The sequence below is a fragment of the Corallococcus sp. AB030 genome, assembly GCF_003668965.1.
GTDB classification, from domain to species: Bacteria; Myxococcota; Myxococcia; order Myxococcales; family Myxococcaceae; genus Corallococcus; species Corallococcus exiguus.
In genome coordinates, this window is sequence record NZ_RAWQ01000026.1 from 56,893 (window position 1) to 66,167 (window position 9,275).

The window sequence follows — 9,275 nt, forward strand, 5'->3', positions numbered from 1 at the left end:
GGCATGTCAGGGGTCCAGGACCTCGAAGAGGACCGTGTGGTCGACGAGGTTCTCTCGCAGATAGGCGGTCATCGCGAAGTAGTAGGTCCCCGCCGTGGGCAGGGTGAACTCCTTCACCCAGCGCGAGCCGACGTGCTGCCCGGGTGCCCGGATGGAGCGCCCCTGCGCATCGTAGAGCGTTGAGAACAGCTGCTCCCCGGTCGACGTGTCCCTCCAGTCGCCGCTGAGGCGATAGCGCCCGTTGGCGACGGCCTGGAAGGAGAGGTAGTCCGCGTCGATGAAATCAGAGATGTGCACGGTGACGGTCTGCGACGGTCCGGTCAGCGGCGTCGCGGTCTGCCGCGTGTCGCCGTGGTCGTCCAGGCCCAGGTCCTCGAACCGGAGCGTGTAGGGGGCGGACGTCCACCGCGCTCGCAGGACCCGGTCCCCCTGCACCCCCACGTAGTGGGAGGTCCCGGCCGGCTTGAAGGCCAGGACGATGTCGTCGAACCCGTCGAAATCGTCGCCCGGCGCCGCCGCGAGGACCCGACAGTCGGGCGGCGTGGCGCTGGGTTCGCAGGTCGCGCGGTAGTGGTGTCCGGGCTGGACGCTCAGGGCGAAGACGTCGAAGTCCGTACGGAAGTCGAGCCGCCCCGCGACGGAGGTCGTCCCCTCGGCGAGCGCGGTCGCGGTCTCCATGCGCTCACCGTGGTCCTCCGCTCCTTCGTCCTTCAGCCGGCACTGGTAGGCGGAAGGGGACGGGGCCACCAGGGAGTTGTTGGCCCGGACCATGGCGAGGAACCGCTCCGCTGGGGCCTTGAAGGCCGTGGAGGCCTGCAGCTCCGTGAAGTTCGCGCCGCTCACCTCGCTGACGGCGTAGCTCAGGACCGGATCAAAGAAGGACAGCCACCAGCCCTGGTGCGCGAAGTCGCAGTCCATCGAATAGACGTGGCCCGCCACGGTGGAGAACGAGAACACGTCGCGCTCCCCCGGGTGCTCCCCCTGCCCCATCAGGGGCTGCTCCGAGGGGAGCCAGGGGTATGCCGTGGTGAGCAGGTCACCGTGAGCGTCCGGCCCCTGATCCACGAAGCGGAAGACAAGGTTCCGGGGGAACTCGAACGGCTCCGTCGAGACCTCCAGCGTGTAGAAGCCCTCCTGGGTGAACCCCGACCAGTGCGTGGTCACGGGGAGAGCCCCGGAGAAGCCTTCCCGGCGTTCGAGGACGGCTCCGGACGGGTCCTTCAACGTCATGATGATCCACCGCTGGTACTCCTCGATGAGGAAGTCGTAGTGGCGCCCGACCTGTCCCAGGAAGGCGAAGCGGAGAGTGACCTGGGGGTCCGTCCACGCCACGGTGCGAACGCGCGTCGCGGACGGGCGCAGGAACGTGTGGCCCTCCGGAACGCCCGGCGGCGGGGGCTCCTCGGGCCCGTCGTCCGGGCCCGCATCGGCCCCCGCGTCCACACCGGCATCCAGGCCCGCGTCCGCACCCGACCCCGCGTCCACACCGGCATCCAGACCCGCGTCGCCTCCCGCATCCACGCTCGGGCCCGCGTCCGACAGGGGAGGCTGCTCATCCGGAGTGGACTCGCACCCCGAGCCCATGAACAGACACCAAGAAGCGAGAAAGGCAGACAGCGAACGTGATTTCAAAGACATCTCATGGGCTCCCGGGACGGGGAACACCCTAGCCGAAGAGCGCCTGGGATTGCCACGGCCACCGTGTCCGACTTCAAGACGGCAGGCCGGCGGCGCGACTGACGCCGCGTGGATCCGCACGCGGGCCAGGGGCCGCCCGCGTACATGTTCGGCCTGGGCACGCTGGCGCTGCTGCTCGACCCGGCGCAGCTGGCCAGGTTCCGCGCGATGGAGGACCCGGCGGCCATCACCGCGGCCGTCCACGAGCTCCTGCGCTTCGTCAACGTCTCGCACCTGGGCCGGCAACGCGTGGCCACGGTGGACGTCACCATTGGAGGCCAGCTCATCCGCGCCGGTGAAGGCATCCTCGCCCAGCCGGATTCAGCCAACCGCGACGAGACGGTCTTCGAGGATCCGGACCGGCTGGACCTCCAACGCGAGGTGCACCGTCACTTCGCCTTCGGCCATGGCATCCACCTGTGCACGGGGCGGGCGCTGTCGCTCATCGAGTTCGAGGTGGTCTTCAAGACGCTCTTCCAGCGCATCCCCACGCTGCGGCTGGCCGTGCCGCCGGAGGAGATCCGCTTCAAGAAGGATGAGAACCTGCTCGGCGTGCACGAGCTGCCCGTCACCTGGTAGGCGCAACAGAAGCCGCCCTCCCAAGAGAAGGCGGCAGGCGATGGGCTACTGCTGCTGATGACTCAACACCGCGAGGTCTGGAGTGGCCCCCGCGCCGGGGCCAGCCTCCCAGGCTGCGTGGGCAGTCCCAGGAGCTCCAGGATGGCACGCACCCCACCGCGAGCCTTCAGATACGCCAGCACTCTTATGCCTGCCTCCACACCTGCAGCATGCGAACACGTCGCACGAAGCTCCTGGGCAGCAGTCCGACCCCATCCCGCCGCGGCGTGCGCTCCTGGGCCGGCTCCTGCCTCGCCGCTGCCTCAGGCGTCTCACTCGCCTCTTCCGGCTTTGGCTCTGCCCCCGCTTGAGGGAACGTCTGGCTGCCCCGTCACACGGAGACGCAGGCCGCGACGCCGACGGACGTTTCGAGCACCCCGAGCTGAAGGGGCGCCCTTCAAGAAACCCGGGTGAACCATCCACCCGTGAAGAATTGGGCTTCCAGCACCGCGGCCAGATGGGCATCGTCGAGCAGCACGCCCACTTCGACGTTTCGCGTCTGACCGCGGTCGGTGAAGTTCGCGGACGTGACGAAGACCCGGCGCCCGTCCACCACGACGCACTTCGCATGCAGGCTGGCGAAGACGCCCTTCGCGGGCGCGAAGCCGTATCGCTCCGGGAAGGGCGGGCCAAACGGCCAGTGCTCCCGCAGGAACCCGGTGGCGACAGGGGCGTCGGCGAAGAGTCGGCAGCTCACACCCCGCTGCATGGCTTCGTGAAGAGGCCTCAGCACGTCCGCCGCGTGGTCGAACGCGAACCCCGCCAGCAGGACGGTGGTCGTGGCCCCGCGGAACAGGTCGGCCAGCACCACGGCGGTGTCCCGGGCTCCGCTCCAGCGGGACTCCGGGCCCGTCCAGACCAGTTCGGGTCGCCGAGTGCCATTGCGCCGCTCGGCGAGGACCGCGTCCAGCACGGCGAGGGCCGCGTCGCGCCCGAGCGCATTCAACGCCAGCGCTTCGTCCGCGAGCAGCTCCAACCCCTCGCCCTGGATTCCCAGGCGCGACAGGGGAAACGAGAGCCGGTGGCCCGCGAGCGCCGCCTGGAGCCGCTCCAGGTCGGGTGTCGAAACGCGGCTCAGGTTCATGGCTCCTTCAGGAAGGCGACGTCCTCGTGGCCCAGCGTGGGCACGACGAGGGCCCGGTCGAGGTACTGGTTGAAGCGCTCGCAGGAGCACTCGGGAACGAAGAGGCAGCCATGGCAGGCGGCCCCCTCCAGGTTCCGGTCGTCGCGGCCCGCCGGGTCGTGGTGTGCGCAGACCGGATCATTGGAGCACAGGCGGGCCGCCTTCCACGCCCGCGCGACGTGCCGCCCGAGGCGGCGGCCTTCCTCCACCAGCCCTCCCAGGGTCCCCTCCGTGCCCGTGGTGCCCGTCATCAACAGGATGCCCGCCATGGGAACGGCCGCGTCATGCGGCGCGCAATACAGCCGTTCGCGGATGGAGCTGGCGGGATAGCCACACTCCAGCGCCACCTCCGTCATCAGAAGGTGCGCCAAGGAGTGGAGCAGGTAGAGCCGGACGCCCGGGAAGGGGAGCTTCGACCTGGAATGCTTCTGCCAACGCTCCCATGCCTTGAACAGCACCTGGGTGCGTTGCAGCACGGGTTCGGAGAGCTCCCATTGGTGCACCTGCTCTTCGCTGAGCACCAACAGCACGCCCTCTCCCTGCATCTCCGTGACGGGCACCCAGTCCCGGTGCAACGACAGGGGCGCGAGTTCCACCTCCAGGTCGTAGCGGCCCTGGAGGTCCTTGGTCAGCGGCTCCAGGCGGGTGAAGCCGACCTGCGCCTGCACCTCGCGGAGCCGCCTTGCCAGCACCACGCGCTCGACCTGGGACGGCAGCCCCTTGGGTCGTGCGATGCGCCGGGCCCAGAAGAGTTCGGCGCGGTCCCTCGGCATCTCGCCGGGCTTCTCCTCCGGCTGTGAGAGGAATTGGAGCCACTCGGCGGTCCGGATCTCCGGCACCACCGGGGGCCTGTTCTCCTTCTCCGCTGTGATGGCGTCGAGGACCTCCTCGGTCGTGGCGTCGCCCAGGGCCTCCTTCACGTTGGGAATGTTGCGGAAGGCGGGGAGCATCTCCGCGGTGGCCACCTGCAGCACATTCCAGACGGACTGGACCTTGCGCCGGAGCGACTCCGGTTCGGGGATGGTGATGGCGCTCGTGGTCTGCGCGAAGTAGCCGTTGCTGGCGGTGCGGATCAGCAGCCGCTGTTTCTCCTCGCAGCGCTCCTTCGCCTCAAGACCCAGCCAGGGCCGTTCACCCCCGCAGCGGTGCTGCTGGTCCTTCACGGTCATGTCCACCAGACGCCGCCGCTTGCCGCACGTCGTGCAAGACACCTGGATGTCGTTGAAGTCCGCGGAGACGCCTTCCTCCAGCTTCAGTTGGGGCGCGTCGCAGGGCGCATGCTCGTGCATCCACCAGGGCCAGTCGATGTCCGCGAGGTGACCGCGCCGGCAGGCCGCGACGAAGCGCACGGGCACGCAACGCTCCGGCTTCGACTCCACGCCCGGGCACCGGTGACGGTACGTCTGGTTCACCCGCTCCAGGCTGTTGGCCTTGACCATGGCCCGGCACCGGGGGTTCTGACAGACGAACCAGCGCGGGAACTCATACACCTGGATGCCGCAGCCCTCCGACGCCTCCCGTTCATCACCCGCGGGCGGCTTTCGGAAGGGGGCCTCCTTGCTGAGCGGCCACTTGTTGCGCTGGAAGAGCGGCTCCACGATCTCCAGGAGGCGCGGTTCGTTGACGATCTCCCCGCTTCCCTTGAGCCGCCAGAAGTCCAGCCCGCCCACCAGCACGGCGTCATCCACCAGGTCCAGCATGCTGCCAGGACCGAAGGTGGACACCACCTGGCTCTGGCGGATGCGGCCGTTCGGGGGCTTCGTCGACCGGGCCTTCGACCACTTCCTAGGGTTCGCCATCCGCCACCTCCTCCTTCGCTGCCTTCGGGGACCGGTAGCCGCCGAGCGGCTGCCGCTGGATCCACAGGTGCACGGCGGGTTCCACGTCGCGCATGGACAGGGGCGCCTCGAACTTGAGCTCGTCCTGCGTGGGGCCGTCGTCAGGGCTGTCCAGCGCGGTGCGCAGCAGCGCCCGGTAGCCCTTCCCTTCCGGGTCCAGGCGTGAGTACGCGCGCTGGGCGGCGTCCTTCTTCGCCTGCTCAATGAGGGTGTGCCACGAATCCAGCAGGCTGCGTGCGCGCTGCATCACGATGCCGCTGGCGCGCTCGGACTCCTCCTTGGGCAGGTTCCGTCCGGCGCGCTTCGCGAACTCCTCCAGCTTCGCCTCCAGGTCGCTCCGGTGCGCCTGGAGTGACTTCCATTCGAGCGGGGCGGTCATGGCGGTGTTCAGCAGCCGGCCCAGCGCCACCACCACGCCCGCGAGCCCGCGGTCGAGCGCGGGCGCGGAGAAGGGCGTCACCGAGGTGGCCTCGACGGCGCGGTAGAACGACTCGTGGTAGTTCCCGAAGCGCTCGTAGTGGCTGCGGTCACGCGGCCGGGCGGCGTTGAGACACGTCACCACGAGACCTGGCTTGTCCGCGTTGCGGCCCACCCGGCTGGACGCCTGGATGTACTCGCTGGTCGTCTTGGGCTGTCCGGCCACCACCATGAGCCCCAACCGGTCGATGTCCACGCCCACGGAGATCATGTTGCTGGCGAGCACGACGTCGATGCCCTGGGGCTCGCCGTGCGCGAGGTCCAGCCGGTTCTTCGCGGCCTTGATGTCCGCGGTCTTCTCCCGGCTGGTCAGCTCGACGGGCTCACCGCGGAGGGCCCGCCCCTCGTACCAGGGGTGGGGGGCCTCCTTGCCGAAGTCCTCCGGCCGGCGCTGGACCCGGCTCATCACCTGCCGCCGCACCTCGTCCTCGACGAGCCGGCGCATGCCGCCCAGCTCGCGCAGGCTGTTGAAGTAGCCCACGAGCGTCAGGTACGGATCGGCATCCGCCTTGCCATGGCGTTGCTCGCCCCATGCGGCGGCGGCGAGCACGCTGACGTAGACGCGCAGGAGGGTGGCCTTCATGGCCCGGCCTGGCGCGCAGACCCCCAGGTACTGGCGCGCGCCCTTCTTGCCCACGGAGGCGAAGAACGTCTCCGAGGCGTTCACGCCGGGCGGCGGGAAGAGCGCCACGGTCCGCCCATAGAGGCGGCCCACCTGCTGCTCGGAGCGGCGCACCGTCGCGGTGGAGGCCACCAGCTTGGCCCGGGGCGCCAGCGTCAGCACCGCCCCCTCGTAGAGCCCCACCATGGAGCCCAGGGGGCCGGAGATGAGGTGCAACTCGTCCTGCACGATGAGCTCCGGAGGCCGCAGCCCCCCTGGCAGCTTCACGAGGGCCGCTCTTTGCGCGGGCGCGGCGTCGCAGGGCCCCACGAAGCGTTTGCCGGTGCGGCCCAGGGCCCGGCCGAAGAGGAGGCCCGTCTCACCCCGCCAGGGCAGCAGCGCGAACTTGTCCACGGTCGCGACGAGGAAGCACGGCAGCTCCCGGTAGATCTGCTCGTCCACGAAGAGCACCGGCAGCCCTTCCGGGTTGCGGCCCAGGTTGAAGGCGCACTCGATGTTCGCGCAGCCGACCAGCACCTCGTCGGGCTTCGTCCTGGACGGCCGCAGGATGAAGCAGTCCCGTTCGAAGTCGGCGCCGCACCAGGGGCAGGTCGCGAGCGGGAAGGGCGACTGGGCCCGGGCACTGTTGTCGTTCTTGTACTCGGTGAGCTGGGTTGCGACCTGCTCCAGCGTGTTGGCCGTGGCGGAGCGGCCGACCCACAGGCCAATGGAGAAGCGGACGTCCCCCAGCCGCTTCGGCTCCTGCTGGCGCAGCACGTCCAGCGCGCAGATGAGCGTCGCGGCGCGGCCGAGCTGGTCGAGCGTGAGCAGCCGCAGCGTGTAGCGCAGCAGCACCGCCACCCCCAGGCCCTTGTCGTCGCGCGACTGCCCGCGCAGGCGGCGCAGCAGCAGCGTGAAGGCGATGAGGCCCAGGTAGGCCTGCGTCTTGCCGCCGCCGGTCGGGAAGAAGATGAGCTCCACCTGCTCGCGGTCGGCGTGCGCCTCGTCCTCCACGGACGGGAGGTTCAGCAGGATGAAGGCCAACTGGAAGAGGCGCCACCCGGGGGCGCGGTCCGGTCGTGCCTTGCGCTCGGCCTGCGCCATCACGCTGTTCATCCAGCGGAAGGCGTCGAAGGCGAGCGGCTCGCGCACCAGCAACCGGATGCCTTCCTCGATGCGGGTGGCCGCGAGGTACGCGCGGCGCACGAGGTCATCCCGCGTCTCCTGCCGGTGGATGCTGCCCACGTCGATGGAGGCCTGTTCTCCGATCCATGTCCGGTAGGCCTCTACCAGGGGGAGCAGCGCCACCTCCGCCTCCGTGGGGGTCGCGAGCGTGGCGAGCTGCTCCATCCCCACGATGTCGTCGGTCAGCTTGCGGGCCTCCACCGGCAGCACCTCGACGCGCGGCAGCCAGTCCGTCTCCACGCGCCGCACGGGCAGGGCCGCGTCCACGCGCACGGACACGCCGTGGCCCACCGCCCACTCCCGCTGGTCGCGGAACTGGAGGTCGTTCACGCGGTCATCGCGATCCGGGCTCTCTTCGTCGCTTGAATCCTGACGGCCGATGAAGCCCTCGTCGCACTCCAGCGCGAGGTGGGTCTGGAAGACATAGGCCGTGTCGCGCGCGTTGCTGGTGGGCGCGGCCTGGCGCGCGTTCACGAGGAAGACGGCGGCGGCGAGGTTCCCGTCAGGGGTCTTCTCCACGCGGCCTTCCAGCCGCAGGCCCTGGCTGTCCGGGACCTCCACCCCCAGGCGAAGCGCCGCGTCGTCCATGGGCACGGGGAGGGTGCGCTGGAAGAACTTGCGGCTCCAGTGCTTGCGGTCCCCCACCTCGATCTGCTGGTAGTCCGCCCAGCAGACGTGCGCCGTGAGCTGCCGGGTCGCGGGCGGGGTGAAAACCGTCAGCCCCATGGAGGCCGGCAGGTGGCGCACCTTCTTGACGGTCGGGTCCGCCTTGGACGCCTCCTCGTCGTCCACGTCGTCGCCCGCCCCCAGCTCGTCGTCCTCTTCGTCGGGCTCGTCCTCGATTTCCCCCTGGTCCAGCGGGACGAGGAAGCCCGTGAGGTACCAGCGCGACGGAGAGACGCGGAGCACCTCGGTCGCGTCCGACACCGCGGCTCCCGGAGGTTTGCGGAAGGGCCCCACGAGCTCCGCTTCCAGTGCATCGATAAGGTGCGACCGCACCGCCCCAGCGCCACCGCTCGACGTCGTCATTTCGCGTCGAGTCTACGCCGTATTCCGCTCAAGGTGTCACCCGGGCGGGGCTCACCGGCAGAGGCGGCGGAGCCATGGGTGCATGAAGGTCTCCTCCGGGCGGACGCCGTGGTCGCGGTCCTTGTAGAGGAAGGGCTCCGGTCCTTTCGCCAGCGCCCGCAGCGCGCCATCCGATGCGTGGCGTGGCACGTCTGTCCATTCCCCGGCGGGCCGGGTCGTATGTGACTTTTCAGTGCAATGCCCCACCCGGTCCTCCGCCTTGTCGGACCGAACAACGAACCTCTGTCCTGAGCGCCCCTGCTGGGGTCTGCCACGGAGGGCTCGATGGGCATGCATTGGAGTTGGGCTGTCGTCTTGCTGCTGCTGTTGCCCGGGGCAGGAGGGGCGCAGGAGTCCGTCGCCCCAGAGGCCTTCGATGCCGCCGTGCGCAGGCTGGAGGAGGCCCTTCAGGCCGAGGCTGCCGGTGGGGAAGCGGGAGCGGCGCCTTCCGAGGAGGAACCCGCGTCACCGGCAACCGCTGGCGAAGACGCGCGGTGGGCCCACTGGCTGCGAATGGAGGCCACGTCGCTGACGCTGCTGCCTCGAAGGGGCGCGGGCGAGGATGAGGGCTTCGTCCAACTGGAGCCTCGTGGGTTGGTGAGGAGGCGAGGCGTCTTCACCCTGGAGGTGGGGGCTCCTGTGCGGCTGCGGCTGTGGGGCGGTGGCGCGGGGGCGGGCCTGGTGAGGA

6 protein-coding genes and 1 pseudogene are annotated in these 9,275 nt (G+C 69.9%); 2 read left to right on the top strand and 5 right to left on the bottom strand.

The window, feature by feature from the left end; all coding sequences use genetic code 11:
- Positions 1–6: 6 nt before the first annotated feature.
- Entirely contained in the window at positions 7–1,584 is a 1,578-nt protein-coding gene (locus tag D7Y15_RS09530) for a hypothetical protein (protein ID WP_121752349.1), read from the bottom strand.
- A gap of 162 nt (positions 1,585–1,746) precedes the next feature.
- Here D7Y15_RS09530 and D7Y15_RS09535 point away from each other — a divergent pair, with 162 nt between their 5' ends.
- A complete protein-coding gene (locus D7Y15_RS09535) occupies positions 1,747–2,256 on the top strand; it encodes a cytochrome P450 (RefSeq protein ID WP_233604871.1) in 510 nt (169 codons plus the stop codon).
- 436 nt (positions 2,257–2,692) lie between these two features.
- Here the strand turns inward: D7Y15_RS09535 and drmC are convergent, their stop codons facing one another.
- The 4 genes from drmC to D7Y15_RS44650 all read right to left on the bottom strand — a co-directional run bounded on the left by drmC (position 2,693) and on the right by D7Y15_RS44650 (position 8,737).
- Positions 2,693–3,379, bottom strand: coding sequence for a DISARM system phospholipase D-like protein DrmC (drmC, locus tag D7Y15_RS09545; protein WP_121752350.1), 687 nt, complete (start codon positions 3,377–3,379; stop codon positions 2,693–2,695).
- Entirely contained in the window at positions 3,376–5,217 is a 1,842-nt protein-coding gene (gene drmB / locus D7Y15_RS09550; protein ID WP_121752351.1) for a DUF1998 domain-containing protein, read from the bottom strand. The genes drmC and drmB overlap by 4 nt, the downstream gene beginning before the upstream one ends.
- On the bottom strand, positions 5,204–8,518 hold the full coding sequence (gene drmA / locus D7Y15_RS09555; RefSeq protein WP_233604872.1) for a DISARM system helicase DrmA: 3,315 nt from the start codon (positions 8,516–8,518) through the stop codon (positions 5,204–5,206). Before drmA ends, drmB begins: the two co-directional genes overlap by 14 nt.
- Positions 8,519–8,599: 81 nt before the next feature.
- Positions 8,600–8,737 carry a hypothetical protein gene (locus D7Y15_RS44650; RefSeq protein ID WP_158629027.1) on the bottom strand — a complete coding sequence of 46 codons (138 nt, stop codon included), beginning with the start codon at positions 8,735–8,737 and terminating at the stop codon, positions 8,600–8,602.
- 141 nt (positions 8,738–8,878) lie between these two features.
- On the opposite strand from D7Y15_RS44650, the pseudogene D7Y15_RS09560 reads away from it, so the two are divergent.
- A pseudogene (locus D7Y15_RS09560) lies at positions 8,879–9,275 on the top strand (hypothetical protein); the annotation flags it as partial.